24 protein-coding genes are annotated in these 22,857 nt (G+C 61.5%); 4 read left to right on the top strand and 20 right to left on the bottom strand.

Features of this window, described 5'->3' with window-relative positions:
* Positions 1-161 precede the first annotated feature (161 nt).
* Positions 162-977, top strand: a complete 816-nt coding sequence (gene queF / locus LOL23_RS00585) for an NADPH-dependent 7-cyano-7-deazaguanine reductase QueF (RefSeq protein ID WP_237173175.1) — start codon at positions 162-164, stop codon at positions 975-977.
* A 110-nt stretch (positions 978-1,087) separates the two neighbouring features.
* Here the strand turns inward: queF and LOL23_RS00580 are convergent, their stop codons facing one another.
* From LOL23_RS00580 to paaA, 14 genes are all read right to left on the bottom strand, one after another.
* Positions 1,088-2,386: an MFS transporter gene (locus LOL23_RS00580; protein ID WP_160976077.1), complete on the bottom strand. Its 1,299-nt coding sequence runs from the start codon at positions 2,384-2,386 to the stop codon at positions 1,088-1,090.
* Between the two features lie 18 nt (positions 2,387-2,404).
* Complete coding sequence (gene pgsA / locus LOL23_RS00575; protein ID WP_160976075.1) at positions 2,405-2,986, bottom strand: CDP-diacylglycerol--glycerol-3-phosphate 3-phosphatidyltransferase; 582 nt, start codon at positions 2,984-2,986, stop codon at positions 2,405-2,407.
* A 51-nt stretch (positions 2,987-3,037) separates the two neighbouring features.
* Complete coding sequence (uvrC, locus tag LOL23_RS00570; RefSeq protein ID WP_237172979.1) at positions 3,038-4,864, bottom strand: excinuclease ABC subunit UvrC; 1,827 nt, start codon at positions 4,862-4,864, stop codon at positions 3,038-3,040.
* Positions 4,827-5,885 (bottom strand): beta-N-acetylhexosaminidase, encoded by a 1,059-nt coding sequence (gene nagZ, locus LOL23_RS00565; RefSeq protein ID WP_160976071.1) that lies wholly within the window; start codon positions 5,883-5,885, stop codon positions 4,827-4,829. The genes uvrC and nagZ overlap by 38 nt, the downstream gene beginning before the upstream one ends.
* Positions 5,886-6,323, bottom strand: a complete 438-nt coding sequence (gene acpS / locus LOL23_RS00560; RefSeq protein ID WP_160976069.1) for a holo-ACP synthase — start codon at positions 6,321-6,323, stop codon at positions 5,886-5,888.
* Between the two features lie 166 nt (positions 6,324-6,489).
* Entirely contained in the window at positions 6,490-7,809 is a 1,320-nt protein-coding gene (paaK, locus tag LOL23_RS00555; RefSeq protein WP_237172977.1) for a phenylacetate--CoA ligase PaaK, read from the bottom strand.
* A 62-nt stretch (positions 7,810-7,871) separates the two neighbouring features.
* A complete protein-coding gene (gene paaI / locus LOL23_RS00550; protein ID WP_160976896.1) occupies positions 7,872-8,360 on the bottom strand; it encodes a hydroxyphenylacetyl-CoA thioesterase PaaI in 489 nt (162 codons plus the stop codon).
* A gap of 77 nt (positions 8,361-8,437) precedes the next feature.
* Complete coding sequence (gene paaG / locus LOL23_RS00545; RefSeq protein ID WP_160976065.1) at positions 8,438-9,223, bottom strand: 2-(1,2-epoxy-1,2-dihydrophenyl)acetyl-CoA isomerase PaaG; 786 nt, start codon at positions 9,221-9,223, stop codon at positions 8,438-8,440.
* Positions 9,224-9,271: 48 nt separating this feature from the next.
* Positions 9,272-10,951 carry a phenylacetic acid degradation protein PaaN gene (gene paaN, locus LOL23_RS00540; RefSeq protein WP_160976063.1) on the bottom strand — a complete coding sequence of 560 codons (1,680 nt, stop codon included), beginning with the start codon at positions 10,949-10,951 and terminating at the stop codon, positions 9,272-9,274.
* A gap of 88 nt (positions 10,952-11,039) precedes the next feature.
* Positions 11,040-12,122 carry a 1,2-phenylacetyl-CoA epoxidase subunit PaaE gene (gene paaE / locus LOL23_RS00535; protein ID WP_160976894.1) on the bottom strand — a complete coding sequence of 361 codons (1,083 nt, stop codon included), beginning with the start codon at positions 12,120-12,122 and terminating at the stop codon, positions 11,040-11,042.
* Between the two features lie 9 nt (positions 12,123-12,131).
* Positions 12,132-12,719, bottom strand: a complete 588-nt coding sequence (paaD, locus tag LOL23_RS00530) for a 1,2-phenylacetyl-CoA epoxidase subunit PaaD (protein ID WP_160976061.1) — start codon at positions 12,717-12,719, stop codon at positions 12,132-12,134.
* Positions 12,713-13,477, bottom strand: a complete 765-nt coding sequence (gene paaC, locus LOL23_RS00525) for a 1,2-phenylacetyl-CoA epoxidase subunit PaaC (RefSeq protein WP_237172975.1) — start codon at positions 13,475-13,477, stop codon at positions 12,713-12,715. Before paaC ends, paaD begins: the two co-directional genes overlap by 7 nt.
* Positions 13,478-13,487: 10 nt before the next feature.
* Positions 13,488-13,775 carry a 1,2-phenylacetyl-CoA epoxidase subunit PaaB gene (gene paaB / locus LOL23_RS00520; RefSeq protein WP_160976057.1) on the bottom strand — a complete coding sequence of 96 codons (288 nt, stop codon included), beginning with the start codon at positions 13,773-13,775 and terminating at the stop codon, positions 13,488-13,490.
* Positions 13,776-13,808: 33 nt separating this feature from the next.
* Positions 13,809-14,798, bottom strand: coding sequence for a 1,2-phenylacetyl-CoA epoxidase subunit PaaA (paaA, locus tag LOL23_RS00515; RefSeq protein ID WP_160976055.1), 990 nt, complete (start codon positions 14,796-14,798; stop codon positions 13,809-13,811).
* A gap of 104 nt (positions 14,799-14,902) precedes the next feature.
* On the opposite strand from paaA, the gene LOL23_RS00510 reads away from it, so the two are divergent.
* On the top strand, positions 14,903-15,997 hold the full coding sequence (locus LOL23_RS00510; RefSeq protein WP_237172974.1) for a PaaX family transcriptional regulator: 1,095 nt from the start codon (positions 14,903-14,905) through the stop codon (positions 15,995-15,997).
* 86 nt (positions 15,998-16,083) lie between these two features.
* On the opposite strand, the gene orn is transcribed toward LOL23_RS00510, so the two are convergent.
* Positions 16,084-16,629, bottom strand: coding sequence for an oligoribonuclease (orn, locus tag LOL23_RS00505; RefSeq protein WP_160976051.1), 546 nt, complete (start codon positions 16,627-16,629; stop codon positions 16,084-16,086).
* A gap of 45 nt (positions 16,630-16,674) precedes the next feature.
* Between orn and LOL23_RS00500 the strand changes: the two genes are divergently transcribed.
* Positions 16,675-17,919, top strand: coding sequence for a M48 family metallopeptidase (locus LOL23_RS00500; RefSeq protein WP_160976049.1), 1,245 nt, complete (start codon positions 16,675-16,677; stop codon positions 17,917-17,919).
* A complete protein-coding gene (gene rsgA, locus LOL23_RS00495; protein WP_237172973.1) occupies positions 17,912-18,856 on the top strand; it encodes a ribosome small subunit-dependent GTPase A in 945 nt (314 codons plus the stop codon). The genes LOL23_RS00500 and rsgA overlap by 8 nt, the downstream gene beginning before the upstream one ends.
* An 11-nt stretch (positions 18,857-18,867) precedes the next feature.
* On the opposite strand, the gene LOL23_RS00490 is transcribed toward rsgA, so the two are convergent.
* The 5 genes from LOL23_RS00490 to LOL23_RS00470 all read right to left on the bottom strand — a co-directional run bounded on the left by LOL23_RS00490 (position 18,868) and on the right by LOL23_RS00470 (position 22,821).
* A complete protein-coding gene (locus tag LOL23_RS00490; RefSeq protein ID WP_160976045.1) occupies positions 18,868-19,620 on the bottom strand; it encodes a CoA pyrophosphatase in 753 nt (250 codons plus the stop codon).
* Positions 19,621-19,686: 66 nt separating this feature from the next.
* On the bottom strand, positions 19,687-20,067 hold the full coding sequence (gene rplS, locus LOL23_RS00485; RefSeq protein ID WP_160976892.1) for a 50S ribosomal protein L19: 381 nt from the start codon (positions 20,065-20,067) through the stop codon (positions 19,687-19,689).
* A 253-nt stretch (positions 20,068-20,320) separates the two neighbouring features.
* The gene (locus tag LOL23_RS00480; RefSeq protein ID WP_202411610.1) at positions 20,321-20,500 is read right to left on the bottom strand and encodes a hypothetical protein; all 180 of its coding nucleotides are present in this window, start codon (positions 20,498-20,500) and stop codon (positions 20,321-20,323) included.
* Positions 20,501-21,154: 654 nt separating this feature from the next.
* A complete protein-coding gene (locus LOL23_RS00475) occupies positions 21,155-21,796 on the bottom strand; it encodes a peroxiredoxin (protein ID WP_160976043.1) in 642 nt (213 codons plus the stop codon).
* Positions 21,797-21,942: 146 nt separating this feature from the next.
* A complete protein-coding gene (locus LOL23_RS00470) occupies positions 21,943-22,821 on the bottom strand; it encodes a LysR substrate-binding domain-containing protein (protein ID WP_160976041.1) in 879 nt (292 codons plus the stop codon).
* Positions 22,822-22,857 lie beyond the last annotated feature (36 nt).

Here is a 22,857-nt window from a genome sequence, read left to right as displayed (position 1 = left end):
TTATAATCAATCTCTTACGGTTTTCTTACCGCATTGTGAAACTATTTTTCCGTTCGTGAAATGTTTAAAAGCGCATTGCAGCATAGGAATTTCACGATATGAACAACGTTTTTCATAATGTGAAAAATAGTCGCAGGCAGTACAATGTTCGAATGCATGACATTCCGTTTACCCAGGCGCCTCTAGGACGCGAGGTGGCTTACCCTCGCGCTTATGACGCTTCGTTATTGTTTCCGGTTGCGCGAGCCCTCAATCGGCAAGCCTTGCATACCCCGGCCGTATGGCATGGCGCCGATATCTGGAACGCCTATGAACTTTCGTGGCTGACGCCGCGTGGCAAGCCAGTGGTGGCTATAGGGCGGTTCGAATTTCCTTGGTCCAGCCCCTATCTGGTCGAGTCCAAATCGTTCAAGCTTTATCTGAACTCATTCAGTGAAGAGCGAATGCAGAGCGTTGACGAACTGACGCACATCCTCGTACGCGACTTGAGCGCTGCGGCGGGAAGCCTTGTCGAGGTATCGCTGACGCCACTGAGCGGGTGCGACACCCAACGCTGCGAACCTCTCGAGGGCGATAACATCGACGGCGCCGATATCGAGATTGCCGACTACACACCTCGCACTGATTTGCTGCGCTGTGCCCCTGGTGCAACGCGCGTCACCGAAACACTGGTGTCGGACCTACTCAAGTCAAATTGTCCGGTCACCGGCCAGCCCGACTGGGGCAGCGTGCAGGTGCGTTATACGGGCCCGCGCATCGATCGCGAGGCCTTGCTGCGGTATGTGGTGTCGCTGCGCCGCCACACCGAGTTCCATGAGCATTGCGTGGAAAAGATGTATTGCGACATCATGCGGGCCTGTCGGCCGGAACAACTGATGGTGTATGCGCGCTATACAAGGCGCGGAGGGTTGGACATCAACCCCTGGCGCGGAAGCACGCCGCAAGGGCCGGTGCATACGCGCACGATACGACAATAGTCGCTCAGCCTGCGGCATCCGTATTGTTTCGAACATCAGCGACGGCGGCGGGCTGACAGGCTATCGCCGCCAACATTGCGCGCACCGCAGAAACGCGGCAACACCGGGGCTCAGGCGGCCTGCCCCGCAGGTATGGTGGGCCGGCCAGCGGCGCGCCCCACCAGCATGGCCAGCACTGCAGCGATCGCAAAACTGACGGCGGCACCGTACCAGGGGCCGCGGCCAAAACCGGCATCAAGCAGCAAGCCAAAGCCAACAGGCGCCAGCGAAGAGCCTACATCCATGCCCGAATACACCAGGCCGTAAACTGTGCCGGTGGCTCCCTTGGGCGCGACGCGGCGGATGAGCATGTCGCGGGAAGGTGCCGACACCCCCGAACAAAACCCTGCCAGCCCGACCAACACCATGGCGAACACGGGCGAGACCACCCCCAGGGCCAGCACCACCAGCAGGCCACCCGCTAACACCAACGATATGGCCACCGTGCGTTCGCTGTTGGGGGTAGCACCTGCCAGAAAACCACCTGCCGCCATGCCGGCGGCGGCCGCCAGCATATAGGCGGACAGCGTAGTGCCGGCCAGCACTTTGTCGATGCCATAGGTGCCGCCCAACATGGGTATGGTGTAGTTTTGCACTGCCGACAGGGCGATGGATGTGCAGGCAAAGAACAGGAAAGCGCCCCATAAGCCAGGCCGCACCAGCAGCGTAGCCAGCGTAGCACCCACTGACTTGCTGGCCAGGTCGGTTTCGTTCGAAGGCCCCGACTGTGCACCATCGATGGTGGGCGCAGGCGCACTGCCGGTAAGCAGGCTGCGGCCCAGCCAGGCAAGCGCCAGCACACAAGCCACCAGCGCCGCCGCTGCGAATGCCGCGACGCGCCAGTTGGCAATGGCAATGAACGTGGCCATGAACAGTGGCGTAAGCGCCCAGCCCAGGCTGCCCGTCCACCCGTGCGTGCTGAACGCATGCCCCAACCTGCGGGGGCTGACACGATGATTGATGATGGAAAAGTCGGCCGGATGAAAGACAGAATTGCCCGCGCCTCCGATGACGGCCGCCAGCACCAGCATGGCATAGCCGTTGGATGCGCCGATGAGCACGCCGGCCACCACGAAGCTGCCGAGCCCGAAGCGCAGCACCGGCGCCGGCCCGATGCGATCCACGACAAAACCCGAACTGGCCTGCCCGATGCACGAGACGACAAAGAAGATCGAGACCAGCAACCCCAGCTTGACGTAGTCGTAGCCGTATTCTTGCGCCAGGGACAGGTAAAGCGTGGGGAACACCAGTTGGAAGAAATGGGAGCAGCCGTGCGCCGACCCGATCAGGCCGATGATCTTCCAGTCTTGCCGCTTCAGGGTGATGGAGTCAGGAGCGACGCCCTCCAGGGCGGGATTGGCTGTGGTCATGGCGGCTACATGTCATTGTCAAGAGGTTTTATCGGACTTGGAGCGAATTTCAGGCCAGGCGCGGCTCAGGTAGTAGCACATGGACCAGACTGTGAGGATGGCTGCAATGATAATGAGCACTTCGCCGATCCAGCCGAGCGGCACACCGGCCAGCGGACGTGCGTAGAGCAGGCAGGGGATGGCGACCATTTGCGCGGCAGTCTTGAACTTGCCCAACTGGTGGACCGCCACGCTGCCGCTCGCGCCGATCTTGGCCATCCATTCGCGCAACGCCGAAATGGTGATCTCGCGACCGATGATGATGAGTGCGATGAATGAATCGACGCGGCCCAGGTCGAGCAAAATCAGCAGCGCGGCTGATACCATGAGCTTGTCTGCCACGGGATCGAGGAAGGCGCCGAACGCGGAGGTTTGATTCCAGCGCCGCGCCAGCCAGCCGTCGAACCAGTCTGTCAGGGCCGCGATGATGAATGTGATGGCTGCGATTGCATCACGCAGCGGCTCGGATACCAAGCCCCCCGGGATGTAGTACAGCACCACAATGAACGGGATCAAGGCGATACGCAGCCAGGTCAGGGCAATGGGCAGGTTAAGGGGCATAGTAAGGGTTGCTCTTGAATCGACGCATAGTGAGATACTACCCCATCTGCCCTAACGAAGCGCATGATAGATCCGCTCGGCCAATTCGTCGGAAATCCCCTCGACCGACCGCAGATCGTCGATGCTCGCATCGACCACCCCCGAAAACCCGCCAAAGCGCGCCAGCAGGCGTTGGCGTCGCCGGGCACCCACACCTTCGATTTCTTCCAGACGCGATACGGTGCGCGCCTTGGCACGCTTGGCGCGCATGCCTGTGATTGCAAAGCGGTGCGCCTCGTCGCGGATCTGCGCCACCAGCATGAGCGCGGCCGATTCGATGCCCAACGCCACCGGCGGGCGCTCATCCGCAAAAACCAGCGTTTCCAGCCCGACTTTGCGCCCTTCCCCCTTGGCGACCCCCACCAGTGTACGGATATCCAGGCCAAGCTCGGCAAACACCTGCCGCGCGACCTCGACCTGGCCTTTGCCTCCATCGATGAGCACCACGCCTGGCATCTCGGCGTGGCCATCGGCAACGCGGCCAAAGCGCCGCGTCAGCACCTGGCGCATGGCGGCGTAGTCGTCACCGGGGGTAATACCAGCGATGTTGTAGCGCCGGTAGAGTGATGGCTGCATGTCGTGATGCTCGTACACCACACAAGAGGCCTGGGTGGCCTCTCCCGCAGTATGGCTGATATCGAAGCACTCGATGTGCAGCGCATCCAGCGCGCCGTCGTCTGTATCGAGATCGAGCGCGGTGGCCAGCGCCAGCGTGCGCTCGACCCGCGCGGTGGACTCGGTCAGCATCCGCGCCATGGCCAGTTCGGCGTTGCGTACCGCTTGTTCCAGCCAAGTCTTGCGCATGCCCTGCGGGCGCGTAATCACGCGTGCCCGTTTGCCGGTCTGCTCGGCCAGTAACGCCATCAGCCCGGCATCAGGCAAGGCGTGCGAACAAACCAGCACCGGCGGCATAGCCGTGTCCGGGTAGTGTTGAGCGACAAACGCGGCGAGCACATCGGCGGCGCTGTCGTCTTCGTGAATATTGCTGGGGAAAAAGGCTTTGTCGCCCAGATGGCGCCCGCCACGGACCATGGCAAGATTGACGCAGAAACGCCCGCCCGCCGCCGCCACAGCGATGATATCGACATCGTCATCGCCGGTTTTTTCCATGCTTTGCTGCTGCAACACCTTGGCCAGCGCACCCATCTGGTCGCGCAGCACCGCCGCCTGTTCAAAATCCAGCGCCTCGGAAGCCTTGAGCATGCGCGCCTCGATGTCGCGCAGGACTTCATCGGCATGGCCGTCCAGAAAGCGTATGGCCCGCCGCACGTCCTCTTGGTACGTGTCGGACGAGATCAAGCCCACGCAAGGTGCGGAACAACGCCCGATCTGGTACAGCAGACAGGGGCGAGAGCGATTGGCATACACACTGTCTTCGCAGGTGCGCAAACGAAACACGCGCTGCAGAATTTGTATGGTTTCACGCACCGCCCACGCATTGGGGTAGGGGCCGAAGTAGCGGCCCTTACCGCTGGTGCTGCCGCGGTAATAGGCGATGCGCGGCACATCGTGGCCGCTGAACATCAGGTAGGGGTACGACTTGTCGTCCCGGAACAGGATGTTGTAGCGCGGCTTGAGCCGCTTGATAAGGTTGTTTTCCAGCAGCAGCGCTTCGGCCTCGGAGCGCGTTACCGTGACTTCCAGGCGCACCACCCGCGCCACCATGTGGGCGATGCGCGGGCTGGCGAGATTCTTCTGAAAGTACGAGTTGACGCGCTTCTTGAGGTCGCGGGCCTTGCCTACGTACAGCACCTCTCCCTTGTCGTCGATGTGACGGTAGACGCCGGGCAGGTGCGGCAGATCAGCCAGAAACGATTTGAGATTGAAGACGTCGGGCATACTGATAACGGGGATCGGCCTGCAGGGTATCCCAATCAGGTGCGGGCAGGCGCGGCATCAGGCGCCGGATGCGCGCAACGGACTCGGGGCTGTGCGTGACATCGAGCCTGGCCAGCAGGTCATCTGCCAGGTCGGGCCGGTTGCATACCAGCACCATGTCGCAGCCAGCGCGCAGCGCCGCCTGTGCCCGGGCGAGAATGTCACCCGCCACCGTGGCGCCTTCCATGGTCAAGTCGTCGGAAAACACGACGCCATCGTAGCCAAGGTCACGGCGCAGCACCTGTTTGATCCAGTGCGACGAGAACCCCGCAGGATTGGGATCAACCTTGCGGTAAATGACATGGGCCGGCATGACCGACGGCAGAACCATGTCGCCCAGCCAGCCATAGGGGGCGGCATCTTCCTGCATGATTTGCTCGAAGCCGCGGTCGTCGATCGGGATCTCGTGGTGCGAATCGGCCGTTACGGCGCCATGCCCTGGGAAATGCTTGCCGCAGGCGGCCATGCCGCTGAGCATCAGCCCATGAATAAGCGCGCGGGCCAGCATGGTAACCACACGCGGATCGCGGTGAAAAGCACGCGTTCCGATCACTTCGCTGACGCCGTAGTCCAGATCCAGCACGGGCGTAAAGCTCAGATCGACACCACAGGCGCGCAGCTCGGCGCCCAGTACATAGCCGGTTTCTGTGGCCAGCCGCATGGCAACCGGGGAATCCTGCGACCACATTTGGCCAAAATGGCACATGGCAGGTAATGGCGTAAAGCCATCGGTGCGAAAACGCTGCACCCGTCCGCCCTCGTGATCGACCGCGATGAGCAGGGGTTCGTTGCGCAGGGCATGGATGGCCCCGCACAGCGCCGTAAGCTGGGCCCTGCTTTCAAAGTTGCGCGCGAACAGGATGACGCCCCCTACGAGCGGGTTGCGTAGACGGTCGCGCTCGTGAGCAGTGAGTGTAGTGCCCTGCACGTCAACCATGACGGGGCCCGGCGCCATGCGCGCCTGGATGATTTCGTTAGCCATTCAGTTATCCGGAACGCCGCGCACGGCGGGCAGAGTTTCGATCACGACAAAGGCCGCAACCGTATCGGTTTCATCGGTGATGGAGACATGCGCCTTGCCGAAACGCAGGCCATACCAGCTAGCGAGCGGCTCGCTGAGCTTGACGCAAGGCCGGCCACTGGGCTCATTGAGCGTTTGCATGCGCGACCAAGCCATAGGGCTGCGCATGCCCAGGCCCACCGCTTTTGAAAACGCTTCTTTGGCGGCAAAGCGGCTCGCCAGGAAGCGCAGGCCACGCGCTGGGTCGCGCGCATAGCGTTGGCGGAATTTTTCGATTTCCTCGCTGCCCAGTATGCGCCGCACGAATTTTTCGCCGCGCCGCGCATATACGTGCTGGATGCGCTCCAGCCGTACAAGGTCCAACCCTATGCCTGCAACGGCGGAAGGCATTGGCTGCATGTGCTCACCATCGTCGATTACTCAAGATGGAATGATACCCCGCCCCGCACACATGCGGGGCTTAGCCATCGGAGCCCATGACGCGCCTGGTGACACCCTTCCGCGCTGCACACGTGCGACGCGCGGCGGCAGCCCGCTGGCGGACGCATCGAGACGGGCGCAGTGCTCAGCGAGGGCGTTTGTCGACGACCCGCTTGGCCTTGCCGGTGAGGGTGCGTTCGACCTGGCCGCTCTGGCCTATGCTGACCCGCGTGGAGATGCCGATGCGCCCCTTGATGGCATGGCGCAGACGGCCGGCCACCTCGGTTCGCCAGGCGCTGTCGTGCGCATCAAACTCTGGCCGCGACTCAGCCACGACTTCAAGCGCATCCAGGTTGCCTTCGCGGGTGACCACAAGCTGGTATTGCGGGGCAAGCTCGGGCATGCCCAAGATGATTTCCTCGATCTGTGTGGGGAAGAGATTCACACCGCGGATAATGAGCATGTCATCGCTGCGACCGGTGATTTTGTCCATGCGGCGCATGCTGCGTGCAGTGGGTGGCAGCAGACGGGTGAGATCACGCGTGCGGTAACGGATAACCGGCATGGCTTCGCGGGTGAGCGTGGTGAACACCAACTCGCCTGGTTCACCGTCAGGCACGGGTTCGCCGGTGAGCGGGTCGATGATTTCCGGGTAGAAATGATCTTCCCAGATAACCGGGCCGTCCTTGGCCTCTACGCACTCCATCGCCACGCCCGGCCCCATCACTTCTGACAAGCCATAGATGTCGACGGCATCAATCCCTGCACGGCGCTCGATATCCTCGCGCATCCGGCCTGTCCAGGGTTCGGCGCCGAAAATTCCGATACGCAGGGAGCTGTCGCGCGGCTCCATGCCCTGCCGCAGCATTTCCTCCATGATGTTGCAGAAGTACGAAGGCGTCACCATGATGACGGACGGCTGGAAGTCGTGAATCAACTGCACCTGTTTTTCTGTCTGTCCGCCGGACATCGGGATGACCGAGCATCCGAGCCGTTCGGCGCCATAGTGCGCCCCGAGGCCGCCAGTGAACAGGCCATAGCCATAGCTGACCTGAACAATATCGCCCGGACGTGCGCCAGCCGCCCACATCGACCGTGCGACGAGTTCAGCCCAGATATCGATATCCCGGGCCGTGTAGCCTACCACTGTGGGGCGTCCTGTTGTGCCGCTGGACGCATGAATACGCAGCACCTTCTCACGGGGCACCGCAAACATCGCGAACGGATAGTTTTCGCGCAGATCCTGTTTGCTGGTCAGCGGAAACCGCGACAGGTCGGACAACTGCTTCAGGTCGTCGGGATGAACGCCCGCCGCATCAAAAACCTTGCGGTAGTGCGGCACATTCTCGTAGGCGTGGCGCAGCGTCCATTTCAGGCGCTCGAGCTGTACGGCCTGCAGTTCGTCGCGACTGGCGTGTTCGATAGGGTCCCGCCCGGCTTGTCCGGGCTCTGTTTTTGCTAGCATGCTTGTCTCCTGCTCCAGCGATAGGTGATCTCTGTTGTTGCGCTGCCGCACCGATGCAATGGTCACGCGGGTTCGCCCGGCACCACCTGCCCCCGGATGCGGTAAGACCGTCCGCGAAACAGCGCAATCCGCCGGCCCTGCTGATTAACCACCTCGACGTCATAAAGGCCGGTACGCCCGGCCAGCGCGCTCTCCGTCGCCTGTGCCGTGAGTACATCGCCCTCAAAGGCAGGCGCCAGAAAATCGATCGTGGCGCCCGACGCTACTGTTGCGTCGTTGCGGGAATTACAGGCGAAGGCAAAGGCGCTGTCGGCCAGGGCGAAGATAAAGCCGCCGTGACAGGTGCCGTGGCCATTCAACATGTCTCGCCGCACCGTCATGGACATCTCCGCCCGCCCCGGTCCGACGCGGTCCACGACCGCCCCCAGTGCCTGCGAGGCTGGATCGTTTTCGTACATGGTTCGAGCGGCCAGTTCCGCCAATGCCTGGGGATCGTTGGGCAACACGCAGCCTGCGGCCGCGGGCGAGCCATTACCAGACTGCGTAGGCATCTCGGCTGTCTTGGGCACGGTTCCGCCTCCCGCATTCGACATGTCGTCCGTATGGCGGCTGCTGGATGTGAGCGTCATTATTTCCCCTTGAATACAGGCGCCCGCTTCTCAAGAAACGCAGCCACCCCTTCCGCGTAATCGTCGCTGGCGCCGAGCTCGCGCATCATGGCGCCTTCAAGATCCAGCTGCGCATCGAGCGTGTTGTCCAGGCTTTGCTCGATGGCGCGCCGGGTATAGACCAGCCCTTTGGTGGGCGCCGCCGCGAAATGGCGGGCCAGGGCATCGAGCCGGGCATCGAATTCGCTATCAGGCACCGCTTCCCAGATCAGGCCCCAGTCGGCCGCCCGCTGCGCGTCCAGCTTGTCGCCGAGCAGCGCCAGGCCCAGCGCGCGCGCACGCCCCACCAGCCGGGGCAGCATATACGTGCCGCCTGTATCTGGAATCAAGCCCAGCTTGCAGAATGGCTGGATAAAGCTGGCCGATGCCTTGGCGATGACAATATCGCCAGCCAGCGCCACATTGGCGCCCGCACCCGCCGCAACCCCGTTGACCCCCACCACCACAGGTGCGGGGAACGCGCGCAGGCGACGAACCAGCGGCGCGTACCATTTCTGCACGGTTTCGCCCAGATCCACGCGCTGGCCCGACTGAGGCTGCCGCTCCGACAAGTCCTGGCCGGCGCAAAACCCGCGACCGGAACCGGTAATGACCAGCACACGCGGCGGCTCCGCCGCGAGGCGATCCAGAGCGTCGACCAGCTCCTCGTGCATGGCCTGCGTAAAGCTGTTCAGCTTGTCGGGCCGATTCAACGTGATGCGCGCGACGTCATTCTGAACGGTCAGATCGATATTTTTGTACTGCATATTGTCTCCCGTATGCCTCATAGTCTCGGTGGCGCCTCTACGCGTGCTTCACACATGCCAGCGCGTCTGTACGACACGGAACCGGTTGGCGACATAGGCCGTGTCGGACAACGCTGCATTGGCGGCAGGATTGGCGCCCGTGCCATGAAAATCGCTATAGGCGGCAGTCTGATTCACGAACACTGCCCCGCACAAGTTGAGCGAGAGCGAGACGCCGGTCTCCTCGGCGACATGGCGCACCTGATCCAACACCGCATCGCGAGTGCTGTAGCAGGCCAGCGTAAGCGCGCCGTGCTCATTCACGATTTCGCGCGCCAAGGCCAGGCTGGCATCTGTGGAGTCGGTTGCAACCACAAAGACGATGGGCCCGAACCATTCGTGTGCAATGAGCTTGCGGTCGGTATCGGCATCGGCTCGGAGCATCAGTGGCGTGCGTACGCAGGCGCGTTCAAAGGCCGGATGCTCTAGGGCCCGGCTGTCGCTCAGAACAGGCAGGCCTGTAGCACGGGCTTTGTCAATACGCCCCAGCACCGCCGGGTCGTGTATAGCGCCGGTAATCTCGACTGCACGCGCTGGATCCGACATGAGCTTGTCCAGTGCTTGCGCAAGCGCCTGCGCGACCTCATCGAAGGACAAGTGGCCACTGGCGGTTTCGATACCGGCTCGCGGTACGTAGATATTCTGCGGGGCAGTACACATTTGCCCGGAATACAGCGCAAACGAGAAGGCGAGATTGCGCGCCACCGCCTTGACGTCGTCGGCCGAATCGATAATGACTTGATTGACGCCCGCCTTTTCGGTATACACCTGCGCCTGCCGCGCATTGCGCTCCAGCCAATTGCCGTGCTCGGTGCTGCCCGTGAAATCAATCAACCGCACCGCCGCATCCAGTGCCAGCGACTGCGGAAGGTGATCCGCCGCGTCGTGCGGTGCGAGTTGCACTACATCGGGGTTGCAGCCGGCCTCTTCCAACACCTGGCGCGCGATTTCCACGGTAATGGCCAGCGGCAGAATGGCATTGGGGTGCGGCTTGACGATGACGCTATTGCCTGTGGCCAGGCTGGCAAACAGCCCTGGGTAACTGTTCCAGGTGGGAAAAGTGGAACAGCCAATCACTAGCGCAACCCCGCGCGGGACGATGGCGTAGCGCTTGGCCATGCGTATGGGCTCCTGCTTGCCTTGCGGTTTTTCCCAGATTACCTCATCCGGTATGCGGCGCATTTCCTGCCAGGCGTAGGCAACGGCCTCCAGCCCGCGATCCTGTGCATGCGGGCCGCCAGCCTGGAATGCCATCATGAAGCCCTGGCCTGTCGTATGCTGCACCGCATATGCCATTTCAAAACTGCGCAAATTCAGCCGGCGCAAGGTTTCCAGGGCAACGCCCACCCACACGCGCGGCCCGCGCTCGCGCCAGCTCGCAAGTGCATCCTGCGCGCGCCGCACCAGGGTGGCTGCATCGCGGTGCGAATATCGGATCTCTAGCGGAAAGCCGAAGGGCGAAACCTCATCACCCACCATTCTGCCCGCTTCACCCCCCTCTTCCACGTCAAGCTCAAAGGCTCGCCCCTTGCGAGCCTCGAAGGCGGCCTTGCCCTCATCGCCGGCCGTCTCGCCATAGGCGCGCGGGCTGGGCGATTCAGAAAACGGGCTCCAATAGGTCCGCTCGCCGATCGCCTGGACGGCCCGGTCGAGCATCTGCTGATTTGCGGCAAAAAAATCGGTAGGCACGTGTCTCTGCTCCCTGGTTATGCGTTGTCGATGCGAGGCATACGCAAATGCCCGGTTGGCGGGCTGGTGCATGATGCCCTGCGTAGCGCTAGGTTTCCTGGTCGTAATCGATTACCAGCCGGTCGCTGACCGGAAAACTTTGGCAGGCGAGGACGAAGCCGCGTGCCACTTCGTAGTCTTCGAGTGCGAAGTTGGCGTCCATATCCACTTCGCCCTCCACGACTTTGCAGCGGCAAGTGGAACAGACGCCCCCTTTGCATGAGTAAGGCAGCTCAACGCCCTGCGCCAGCGCCTCATCCAGCACGCTCTCGCGATTCTTGGCGATCGTCAGCGTACGCGTCAGGCCGTCCTGGATAACCGTCAGCTCGCATTGCTGGCTGCCCGGCGCCTTGCGGGCGTCGTGGCCAGTGCGCAGCGCGCGAGGCCCTGGCGGCGAGCCAAACAGTTCAAACTTGATGCGGCTTTTATCCAGGCCATGCTCCTTGAGCGCTTGCGTCACAGATTCAATCATGTCGTGCGGCCCGCAGACAAAAGCGGCGTCGATCTGCTCACCGCGCATCCACATTGCCATCAATTGCGCGGCCTTGGCGCCGTCCAGGCGGCCGTTGAACAGCGCGATATCCTGATGCTCCCGGCTCATGACATACACAACCGAGAAGCGCTCCATGTATAGATTCTTCAGGTCTTCGATCTCGTCGCGAAACAGCACGGCCGAAGAGGCCCGGTTGCCGAAGAACAGCGTGAAACGGCTGTGCTCCTCGGTGGACAGTGCGGCTTTGATCAGCGAGATGATAGGCGTGATGCCGCTGCCCACCGCAAATGCCACATAGCTGCGCGCCTGGCCCGCTTCGAATGGATAGGTGAAGTTGCCATCCGGGGGCATTACGTCCAATGCCTGGCCGCTGGCCAGGCTGGCATTGGCCCAGGACGAGAACACGCCATCATCCTGGCGTTTGATGGCAACGCGCAATTGCATATCGGACGGCACGGCGCAAATGGAGTACGAACGGCGCAACTCTTGCCCGTCCACATTTGTGCGCAGCGTCAGGTATTGACCGGGCCGGAACGCAAAGGTGTCGCGCAGGGCATCCGGCACCTCGAAGGTCACCACAATTGCATCGCGCGTATTGCGCGCCACGGATGCTACTTTCAGGGAATGGAAGGCGCTCATCATTGCCGCTCAATGCGTCTTGAAATAGTCGAAGGGTTCGCCGCAGGCGTTGCAGCGATATAAGGCCTTGCACGAGGTGGCGCCAAAATCGCTGATCAGCCGTGTACGGGCGGCGCCACAATGGGGGCAAGGCACAATTGCGGCGGGCCGGCGCGCAATACCGGACACATCCACCGCCTTTTGCTGCGGCGGCGCAATACCATAGCCCCGCAAGGCTTCGCGGCCACGCCCGCTCATCCAGTCTGTGGTCCAGGCCGGCGCAAGCCTGGTCTCGATGCGCGCGCCGGTAATGCCATGGCCGCGCAGCACACCGGCGATGTCCTCGGCAATCGCCTGCATGGCGGGGCAGCCCGAATATGTGGGGGTAATGGTCACCACGCACGCCCCCTCGGCATCCCAGTGCACATCGCGCACAATGCCAAGATCGACGATGGAAATCACAGGAATCTCGGGATCAGGCACCGCCTCCAACCACCCCAGAACCTGATCGCGACTGGGATGTGTCGTGCCCTGGTCATGCCCGGCATGCGGCGTGGCGCCGCCGCTGGACGGTGCCCGCGTATCCACGCGGCGAGAACCCTGAACGCTGTTCACCATGTCGCCCCCGGATAGGCGCGCTGCAGATACTGCATTTCAGCGAGCAAATAACCCAGCGCTTCGGTGTGGCGCCCCGAAGCGCCGCCCCGATAGGCCGGATGCATCGCCGACTCGGGTGTGGGCATGGCCAGGGTGGCCTCTTCAAGCACCTGTCCCACATGTTGCAGCCATGTGTCCCGCAGTTCTGCGTGCAGCGGCGCAGCCCCGCGCGCATGCAGCGCCGCCGTTACGTCGTCGTCAATGAAAAGTTCACCGGTAAAACGCCAGGCATCATCCAGCGCAGCCTGCATGCGCCGGTGGCTTTCATCTGTGCCATCACCCAGCCGCACCACGACATCGGCCGATCGCCGGGCATGGTAGGCGACTTCTTTTATCGCCTTGCCCGCCACAGCGGCTACGCGCTCGTCCGAGGATTGCGCAAGCCGCTCAAGCAGAAAATAATGCCAGGCGTCGAACAGGAACTGGCGCATCATCGTCATGCCATAGTCCCCGTTGACGCGTTCGGCCAGCAGGTAATTGCGGTATTCGTGCGCATCGCGCAGATAGGCCAGTTTATCCTCATCGCGGCCGGCGCCTTCCACCTCTCCCGCCAAGGTCAGCCACATGCGGGCATGGCCCAGCAGGTCAAGCGCAGTGTTGGTCAGCGCCAGGTCTTCTTCCAGCACTGGCCCGTGGCCCGTCCATTCAGACAGGCGCTGCGACAGTACAAGGGTGGTGTCACCCAGGCGCAGCAGATAATGGAACAGGGCTTGATCCACGGACGCCTCCTTATATGTGCTTGACTTCTTCCGGCATGGGATAAAACGTGGGATGCCGGTACACCTTGCTGCGCGCCGCATCGAACAATGCTTCACGGTCACCTGGGCTGCTGGCGGCGATATCGGCCGATTTCACCACCCAGATACTGACACCCTCGTTGCGCCGGGTGTAGACATCGCGTGCGTTGTTGATGGCCATCTCGGCGTCGCTGGCGTGCAAGCTGCCCACATGTTTATGCGCCAGGCCGTGCTGACTGCGGATAAAGACCTCCCACAGAGGCCATTCTTTGCTGTTCATTGCTGCTCCCCGATTGCTGTGCGGTGTAACTGGCTATGCCACCTGGCGCGCCTGCCGTTTCTCGGCGTGGGCGTTGAAGGCTTCGCGCACCCAGGCGCCCGCTTCGTGGGCATCCACCCGTGCCTGCAGGCGTTCGCGGTTGCAAGGGCCATTGCCCTTGAGCACCGCGTGAAACTCGTCCCAATCGATGGCGCCAAAATCGTAATGCCCGCGCGCCTCGTTCCAGCGCAAGTCCGGATCGGGCAGCGTCAGCCCCAGGTACTCAGCCTGCGGGACGGTCTGGTCCACCATTTTCTGACGCAGCTCATCATTGGAAAACAATTTGATGCGCCATTGCATGGATTGGGCGCTATTGACCGAATCCGCATCGGGGGGGCCGAACATCATCAAGGCCGGCCACCACCACCGGTTGAGCGCATCCTGGCACATTGCCTTCTGCTCGGGCGTGCCATGCAGACACATCTGCAGGAGCAAGTCATAACCCTGGCGCTGATGGAAGGATTCTTCTTTGCAAACCCGCACCATGGCCCGCGCATACGGGCCAAAAGAACATCGGCACAACGGTATCTGGTTGATGATGGCCGAGCCGTCCACCAGCCAGCCGATCATGCCTATATCGGCCCAGCTGAGTGTCGGATAGTTGAAGATGCTGGAATACTTGGCCTTGCCGGCATGCAGCTCGGCGATGAGTTCGTCGCGCGATACACCCAGGGTTTCAGCCGCACTGTACAAATACAGGCCATGCCCAGCCTCGTCCTGCACCTTGGCCATCAGGATGGCCTTGCGCTTGAGGGTGGGCGCGCGAGTGATCCAATTGCCTTCGGGCAGCATGCCGACGATCTCGGAGTGTGCATGCTGGGATATCTGACGCACGAGCGTCTTGCGATAAGCCTCGGGCATCCAGTCTTTGGGTTCGATGCGCACGCCGTCGTCGATGCGCTGCTGAAACGCGCGCTCGGCCCCGCTCATTTGCTCGAGCCCGCGCACCTGCTTGGCGCCAGTCTCTACAAGTTGGGCATACATGCTTGTCTCCGTTCTCTTTATGCCTCATTATTTAATACAAAAATATTGCTGTCAACGAAGTTTTAGTATCAAATTAGGCTTCCCCTTCTGTTGGTGCCGAACCCATGACGCAGGCCTGCCCCACCCTCAACGCGCTACTCCAGGCGGCGCTCGAGCGCGATCCGCCGCGAGCCAAATCGCTCTGCATGACCTTGCTCGGCGACGCCATCGAACCGCATGGCGGCGCAGTGTGGCTGAGCGACCTGATCGAGCTTGTCACCCCGCTGGGCATCAATGAAAGGCTGCTGCGCACCAGCGTCTTCAGGCTGGTTGCGCAAGGTTTGTTGACCTCCGAGCGCCATGGCCGGCGCAGCTTGTATCGCTTGAGCGAGCGCGGACAAGGACTCACTCGCGATGCCTCAGCACGTATTTACGACGGCACGCAGGCACGCTGGGATGGCCAATGGACGCTGGTCGTGCTGCCCCGTTTCGGCAATAGCAGCCTCGACCGGCGCGGCGAACTTCGTCGTCAACTGATCTGGGCAGGCTTCGGCGCCATCGCGCCGGGGGTATTCGCGCTACCCCGCTGTCACGCGGGACGCGCACGACAGGTGCTTCGGCAGCTCAAGCTGGAGAATCATGCACTAATCCTGGACACGCGCGATCTGAACGCGTTTGGCGTCACGGACGCTGGCTCTAACCAAACCGACCTCCCGGGCACCGACACGAACCCGACAACGCGAGGCGACGGCCACATCACCCAGGCCACCTCCCCCGGGCCCGGTGGCGTCACAGGGCTGCGCCTGGGTGAGCTGGTTTCACAATGCTGGGATCTCGATCGGGTATCCGGCCAATATCAGGCATTCATCGATCGCTTCGGCCCCATGGCGGTCGCCGCAACGCCCGGCTTGCAGCCTGTGGATGCCTTTGCGGTGCGCGCGCTGGCGCTGCATGAATGGCGCCGCATTGTGCTGCACGACCCGCAACTGCCCGTGCAGATGCTGCCGGCCGATTGGCCCGGCCTGCCCGCACGCGCACTGTGTGGGCGGCTTTACTGGGCGGTATTCGATCAGGCCGAGGTGCATCTGGCCCAGGTGCTGGGCAAGGATGCGCAACATTTCGGGCCGCTGCAGGCCCATGCACGTATGCGATTCGGCGGGCGGCTGGACGGCATCGCGTCTACCGGCGGCCAGCCTCGGCCCGATGCGCCAGCGGATTGAGCCGCCCTGCTCCTATTGGCCGGGCCCCTATTGCGATGCTGTAGTCAGATCGGGTTGTTGAAGCCCGCAGCCCGTCGAAAAGCTTGCTATAGCTTGATGAAGTGCTCGCGATAGTGCTTGAGTTCGTCGATAGACTCATAGATGTCCGACAAGGCCTCGTGGCGGCTCTGCTTGACGAAACTGCGGTAGACCTCGGGCTTCCAGCGCAGCGACAGCTCTTTGAGTGTGCTGACGTCGAGATTGCGATAATGAAAGAAAGCCTCTAGCCGAGGCATATACTTGACCATGAAGCGGCGATCCTGTCCCACCGTATTGCCACACAGCGGCGACTTGCCGGCCGGCACGTGCGCCGAGAGGAAATCCAGCAGTTGGTCTTCAACCTGTGCTTCGGTGAGCGTAGACGCGCGCACCTTATCAATCAGCCCGCTCTTGCCATGTGTGGACTGATTCCATTTATCCATGGCATTGAGCAATTCATCGTTTTGGTGAACCACCAGCACCGGCCCTTCGGCGACAAAAGAAAGATCCGCCTCGGTAACGACCACCGCCACTTCGATAATGCGTTCTTTCTCGGGATCCAACCCGGTCATTTCCATATCGAGCCACACCAGACGCTGGTCATTCGCCGCCATATAATCCTTCCTTAAAAGAGTGATTTTCGCATACTGCCACTACCTATGTTCGCCTTGATGTTTTCCACCTTCCTGTTGGCCGATGTTTTGCTTCGGCTTTGGCTGGGCACGCGCCAGATCCGGCACGTGTTGCACCATCGCGACCAGGTGCCACAAGAGTTCGCCGACCGCATCCGCCTGTACAGCCATCAGCGTGCGGCAGACTACACGGTGGACAAGACCCGCTTCAACATGTTCGAACGGGTGATCGAGGCTGCTGTGCTGGTTGGTCTTACGCTGCTGGGCGGCCTGCAATTCCTGGATGTCCAGCTCGCTCGCCTGATTGACCACGAGTTGCTGCGTCAGCTCGCGCTGCTGGGCAGCGTGCTTGCCATACTCGGCACAGTGGGGCTGCCGTTCGCGGTGTGGCGCAAGTTTCGCATCGAGGCCCGCTATGGTTTCAACCGCGTCACGCCACGCCTATTCATGGTGGATACCGCCAAGGCGCTGATGCTCAGCCTGCTGCTGGGCGCGCCCCTCGCGGCCGGCGTGCTGTGGGTCATGGCCAACACGGGCCAGGGCTGGATATGGTGGGCCTGGGGCCTGTGGGTGGTGTTCAATATCCTGCTGATCTGGCTGTTTCCTACCTTTATCGCCCCGCTGTTCAATACCTTCACACCGCTCAAAGACGCCGAAATCTCGGCACGCATCCAGGCGCTGGCGCAGCGGTGCGGATTCGCCCTCACCGGCCTGTTCGTCATGGACGGCTCCCGACGCTCGGCGCATGGCAATGCGTATTTCACCGGCTTCGGCCGTTCACGCCGCATCGTCTTCTTCGACACGCTGCTGTCGCGCCTGGATGTCGATGAAATCGAAGCTGTCCTGGCGCATGAGCTGGGGCACTTCAGCCACCACCATATCATTAAGCGCATGTTGATCAGTTTTGGAGCCGCCCTTATGTTTTTTCTGGTGTTGGGCTGGGTATCGCAACAGACCTGGTTTTATACCGGGCTGGGCGTAGTGCCCCAACTTGGCCGTTCCAACGACGCGCTGGCGTTAATCCTGATGTTCCTCGCCACACCTGTATTCACGTTCTGGGTTACGCCCCTGGCCAGTTGGCTATCGCGGCGTGACGAATTCCAGGCCGACCGCTACGCCGCCGCACGGTGCCCACCCGAAAGGTTGATATCGGCGCTGGTCAAACTGTATGACGACAACGCGGCCACCCTGACGCCCGACCCCATGCATTCGGCGTTCTACGACAGCCACCCCCCCGCGGTGCTGCGCATACGGCGCCTGAAACATGGCTAAGGCGTCCAGCACGCTCAACAAGCGTGGCGGCGCGCACACCGCTGAAGCCGCGCACGGTCTGGTTATTGCGGCGCATGGCCGGCACTTTACCGTTGAACTGCCTGATGGTTCGCTGCGCATGTGCTATCCACGCGGTAAAAAGTCAGATGCGGCGGTAGGCGATCGCGTTGAGATCCTGCCGCAAGGTCTGGATGAAGGTGTGATCCAGCGCGTGCACGAGCGCCGCAACCTGCTGTACCGCTCAGATGAAATGCGTACCAAGCAGTTTGCCGCCAATGTTGATCAATTGCTGATTGTTGTGGCTCCCGAGCCGGCATTTTCCGACGACTTGCTGGGGCGGGCTCTGGTCGCGGCGCGGGCAATTGATCTGGATGCGCTCATCGTCCTGAACAAGGCGGATCTCGCTGCCAGCCTGCCGGATGCGCAGCGGAGGCTTACGCATCTGGCCGACGGCGGCGTTCCTGTCATTGCCCTGAGCGCACTGTCTCCCGACGACGTCGCTACACAGTTGCTGCCTCGGCTGCAGGGGCGGTGCAGTCTGCTGCTAGGCCAGAGCGCGATGGGCAAGTCTACCCTGCTCAATGCCTTGGTGCCCGAGGCGCAAGCGCGCACGCAAGCACACTCCCAAGCGCTAGGCGCCGGCCGCCACACCACCACCAGCACACGGTTATATCACCTGCCAGACGGCGTAGGCGATATTATCGACTCACCCGGTTTTCAGGCTTTTGGCCTGAATCACCTGACGCCCGCCGAGATCGAACATGGGTTTCCCGAGTTTACGGAACCCGCCGAGCATTGCCGTTTTTACAACTGCACGCACCGCCATGAGCCGGGCTGCGGCGTGCTGGCAGCGCTTGCCAGCGGCCGCATCAAGCCCGAACGGCATGCGCTGTACCAGCGGATTCTGGAAGAAAACGAAACCCAGCAGCGCTATTGAGGCTGTTGCGGCTATCTGGCCTGCCGCGTACCGGCTGGCATGGCAAGTTGCGCGGCCGCCAGGTAGTGATAAAAATTTCGGATCAGGGCGGCTGTTGCCCCCCAGATGAAATACGACTGCCAGGTGATGGAAAAATACAGGCGATGGCCGCCATCAGGCAGGTTGGCCCGGTGCAGGCGGTGCAAGCGGGTATCCATAAGCACCGCCAGCGGCACCTCGAAGACTTCGGCCACCTCGGCTGCATTCGGGGTGAGCGTGAAGCCGGGTAACACGAGGCCGATCACTGGCTTCATGGTGAAACGGGTAGATGTCAGAAACCCAGGCTGTGTACCGATCAATTGTATGAATTCTTGCCCGATGCCGATCTCTTCCTGGGTTTCACGTAGCGCGGCAGCGATCTCGTCGCGGTCCGCAGGGTCGATGCGCCCGCCTGGAAAACTGATCTGGCCCGCGTGATCGTGTAGATGCGATGCGCGGCGTGTAAACAAAACATGCAGCCCTGACGGGCGTTGCACCAGTGGAAAAAACACAGCGGCCTGGCGCACCCCATCGAGCTTGAGGCGATCGATATTGAATGAGCGAGTGAAGATGGGCTCGACCTGCCAGTCGATGGCGGCCCCAAAGGCGGAGCGAATGAAATCGAGCTCTATGCTGCCCTGCAGCAAGGGCGGCAGATTGGCCGCCGGAACGACAGGCTGACGCCGGGGGTCGAAGCTTGGCGCCACTGGTAGGGGAGACCGAAATGTAAGTAAGCTTTCCGACATGTGGTCCGTAAAACAACAAAGGCACCCGCCGGGGTGCCTTTGCCGTTTGCGCAAGGATGCTGTGTGTTATGCAGCCTTGTCCGCCTTGCGGACGAGCTTTTCCTTGATGCGTGCGGCTTTACCCGAGCGGCTACGCAGATAATACAGTTTAGCACGGCGAACGTCACCACGACGCTTGACTTCGACGCTGGCGATTTGCGGTGAGTAAAGCTGGAACGTACGCTCGACGGCTTCGCCGGACGAGATTTTGCGCACGATGAAGGCAGAGTTCAGGCCACGGTTGCGCTTGGCAATGACGACGCCTTCGTAGGCCTGCACGCGCTTGCGGGTGCCTTCGACCACGTTCACATTGACGATGACGGTATCGCCGGGCGCGAATTCGGGCATGGTTTTGCCTTCGGTCAGACGGGCGATTTCCTCTTGTTCGAGGGTTTCGAGCAGATTCACGGTAGTGACTCCAGAGTTCATCTTGAGCAGGCTTTTTTATTGAAGGAGCGCCAAACGCGCAACGCAAGCCGTCAGAGGATGAGTTAGCAAAGCCTGCTATTGTACAAGCAATTGGGCATCTAGAAAAGCCGCTTGCCCCACACGTTGTTAGGGCGTGTTTTTGGCGTGGCAGTCATAGCAGCGGCGCTTTTTTGCAGCGGCGCTTATGCCGATGACGCTCCGAAGGGCTGGCCGAGACAGCGGAGCGAGCAATTCAGAACCCGCCGGCGACGCCCAGCCACATCATGCCTGGGATGGTAGCGCCCCAGGCAAGCACCAGGCAAACGTCGACCAGCATGGCGCCCCGCGACAATTTGCTTTGCCGGGCTGGCGCGCGGCGGGCGGGAAATGGCCATTTTGCTGCGGGACGACGGGGAAAGGTGGAGTTTTGCATGGCTTGCCTCGTTTGCTGGTTATATGGATACTGACTCTATATACAGTACTGTATAAAACATCAGTTTTATTTGCAAGCTTTTTTTGTGTGTTGTTTGGGGGTGGAGTTGTGCCTGGGGGTATTGGGCTGCTCACCGGGGGGTTGTACGTGCGGCGATCTGGGGGTTTTTAGGCGGGGGTTGTTTTGCTGGCGGAAGATCTGGGCTCTTTGGCCGGGGCGCGTCGTGGCGGGGCAGGCTGGTCGCTTCGATCGCTCTCCCCTTCGGGGTTCCCGTCAAATTCACGCGCTTTCAGCGGCGTGTGCGAACTCGCCCTTTTGCCCCTGCGGGCCAACGGAACTTGTATAGTTGGCTCGCGCCGTCAGTGATGCAACACTGGAGGCGCTGGGGTGGAGGGACTCAACGGAGCATCGGCCACCGCGCGTGGAATGCTGCTGGGGGGCCGGACAGCCTATTTGTTACGTGACCGCTTACGAGGGGTGCTGATGGGGGACTAGACAGCCTACCTCTTACGTGGCCGCTCGCGGGTGATGCTGTGGGAGCCCTACTTCAGGCGCCGCCGGGTCGGCAGCCAACAAAAAAGGACCAGAACAAGGCCGGCCCTTTTGCTTATTTCGCAAGCACGTGCACCGGCGGTAACCTGCCGGCGCCCCCTATTATTTATCGGGCTGCGGCGTGATGCGCAGGTAAGGGCGCACTACCGTGTAGCCTTTGGGGAATTTTTGCTTCAGCACGGCTTCGTCCTGCAGCGACGGAACAATGATGACATCATCGCCCTGCTTCCAGTTAACCGGCGTCGCAACACTATAGTTATCGGTCAGTTGCAGCGAGTCGAGCACTCGCAGGATTTCATCGAAATTGCGGCCGGTGCTGGCCGGATAGGTGATGATCAGACGGACTTTCTTCTTTGGGTCGATGATAAACACCGAGCGCACCGTCACGGTGGTACTGGCATTGGGGTGGATCATGTCGTACAGCTTGGCGACCTTGTGATCCGCATCCGCCAGGATCGGATAATTGACCTCGCATTTCTGCGTGTCATTAATGTCCCCGATCCATTTACGGTGCGATTCGGCGTCGTCCACAGACACGGCGATCACCTTGGCGTTGCGCTTGGCAAACTCGCCCGACACCAGTGCCGTGTAGCCCAGCTCTGTCGTGCAAACGGGCGTGAAATCGGCCGGATGCGAAAACAGCACCCCCCAGCTATCGCCGAGGTAGTCATAAAAACGGATCTTGCCGACCGAGGAATCCTGCTCGAAATCAGGGGCGGTATCGCCCAGACGCAATGTAGTCATGGCAGCTCACTTGTAACGGGTTGAACAAAGACCTAAATATTGTGTCAGCATAAACCAGGCCAGGGAAATAAGCTTTATGCATAAACTTATGGTGGCCGGGCAACCACCGCGCGGTGCCGAACACGCTGCGCAGCTGCGCAATACCGCTAGAACATCTCTTTGCACACTGCGCAGAAGGCATCAATGAGACGCGGATGCGGATGGCCGGCCTTGGAAAGCGCGCCGATGTGGCGCACCGCCTCGCCCGCCTTGCCGCCCAACGGCAGCACCTGCAAGCTGGCATCGCTTGCCCAGTCGACCGCCACGGGCATGGGCAGCACGGTAACGCCGACGTCCTGGCGCACCAGGGCAACCAGCGTATCCATCGAGTTCAGTTCCAGAAACTCGTTAACGCGACAATGCATCCTTTTGAGCGCGCGGTCAACCAGCCGCCCGGTGAACTCACGCCGGTCGAAACGCAAGAAGGGGTAGCGCTCGACTGCGTCGCGCGCACTCTTGACCGCTGCATGCGCCGGCGCAACCACAACCAATGGCTCTTCCCGCAAAGGCAGCCAGTTCAGGGTGGATCGCTTGCGGGGCGGCGCCACGATGATGGCCGCATCCAGCATATCGCTTTCGACCTGCGCCGCCAATGCGCCGGAGCGTCCTGTCGTTAGCCGCACCTCGAGATTGGGATAGCGTGCCTTGAGCCGAGACACACCTTTGGAGAGCGGTCCCATGCACGACACAATGGCGCCGAAAGTGACAGCGCCGGCCATGTCGTCTTCCTGGCCGGGCTGTGGGCCGCGCAAGCGTTCGAACTGATCCAGCAGCGCCTGCGCCTCGGGCAGCATGGCCCGCCCTTCCGCGGTCAGCACCGACAACCTGCCCTGGCGCTCGAACAGCCGCCGGTTCAATTGCTGCTCCAGTGCCCGCATCTGAAAACTCACCGCACTCTGGGTAAGCGCGACCACGTCCGCGGCCTCGGCAAAAGTGTTGCTGCGGGCAACGGCGAGAAAGGTACGGAGAAAACGTATGGTATCCATCGATATATTTGATTAATTATGATGAATAAATCAAAT

Origin of the sequence: Paracandidimonas lactea (assembly GCF_021653995.1) — a bacterium.
In the GTDB taxonomy this organism is placed as follows: domain Bacteria; phylum Pseudomonadota; class Gammaproteobacteria; order Burkholderiales; family Burkholderiaceae_B; genus Allopusillimonas; species Allopusillimonas lactea.
Note: the sequence above shows the minus strand (reverse complement) of the source record. Positions and strands in the feature narration are given on the sequence as shown.